The sequence below is a fragment of the Alphaproteobacteria bacterium genome, assembly GCA_024244705.1.
In the GTDB taxonomy this organism is placed as follows: domain Bacteria; phylum Pseudomonadota; class Alphaproteobacteria; order JAAEOK01; family JAAEOK01; genus JAAEOK01.
In genome coordinates this window covers 1-1,447 of record JAAEOK010000091.1, presented here as the reverse complement: position 1 = coordinate 1,447, position 1,447 = coordinate 1, and the positions used below count along the sequence as shown (strand labels likewise).

General features: G+C 58.0%; 1 protein-coding gene. It reads left to right on the top strand.

What is annotated here, in order from left to right; translation table 11 throughout:
* The coding region (locus GY791_17780) for a hypothetical protein (GenBank protein ID MCP4330279.1) at positions 1 to 1,447 on the top strand (1,447 nt) is incomplete at both ends.

Below are 1,447 nucleotides of genomic sequence, written 5' to 3'. Positions count from 1 at the left end.
CTTGAACCTCGAGGGCGATTTTTACCACGGCGTCCACGGCCCCGACGTCGAGAGCAACTTCTGGATCCAGGATCTCGACATCGATTTGTCGAGCGCCACCGGCGACGGCACGTATGTTCGCGTCAACAACCCGCGCGACAACGTCTACAATCTGTTCACCACCTCGACGCCCTCCGGCGTCATCAACTGGAACCGGGTCCACGATTCGGAATTCGATGCGGGCATCGCTGTCTATATCGAAGTCGACGATGGCGCCGAACACGCCTTCGACCTCATCATCACCGAGAACACCGTCGACAACGTCTTTGACGACGGTATCGAGGTCGACATCGACGCCGATGGCGCCGGCTCGTCGCTGAAGGTCAGCGTCGATATCAGCGACAATTCGGTCTCCAACATCGGCGACGATGCCGGCATCGACGTCTTCGTCGGGGCCACCAATGAGGCCTTCATCGACGCCGACGACCCGATCTCGATCAACAACAACACGATCCACGACATCGAGGACGGCGGCATCGAGGTGTTCAACTTCGCCGCCTATGACGGCACGCTTGTCCAGACTCTCAATATCAACAACAACAGCATCGAGAACACCGGCGATTACGGCATCTATGTCGACACATATGCGGGGAACGACGGCTTTATCGACCAGGCCAACACCATCAATATCAACAACAACACGGTGCTCGATACCGGCGAAGACGGCATTCAGGTCCAAAATCGTGCCAGGAACATCGGCTCGTCGCTCATCCAGACCATCAACATCAACAACAACTCGATAAACGAGACCAGCGGCGACGGCATCGAAGTCTATACCGTGGCCTACAACGGCGGCTTCGTCGACCAGGCCAACACCATCACCATCAACAACAACACGATCCTGAACGTCCAAAACCAGGGCGTCTACGTCGACACCTACGCCGTAGGGGCGGACTCGACGATCATCCAGACCGTCAACGTCAACTGGAACAGCATCAACCAGACCGGCGAAGACGGCATCGACGTTACCACCGGGGTCAACCAAGGTTTCGTCGACCAGGCCAACACCATCACCATCAACGGCAACACAGTGTTGAACGCCGGCGAGGACGGCATCGACGTCGACAACAACGCGTTCTACCGGTTCGCAACCCTGCTGCAGACCTTGAACATCAACGGCAACACCATCGACAACCCGAGCGAATCGGGCATCGACGTCACCAACGAAGCCGACAACTTCGGGGTTATCGATCAGGGCTTGTCAGGCCGGGCGATCACCATCAACAGCAACACGGTGACCAACGCCGGGTCGGGCGGCATCGACGTTACCACCAATGCCTACTCGCCCGGAGTCCCCGGGACCACGATCTGGCAGACGATCAACGTCAACGGCAACAGCATCAATAACGTGACCTGGGACGGCATCGACATCGACACCGACGCCGACAACTTCGCCTTCATCGGCCAG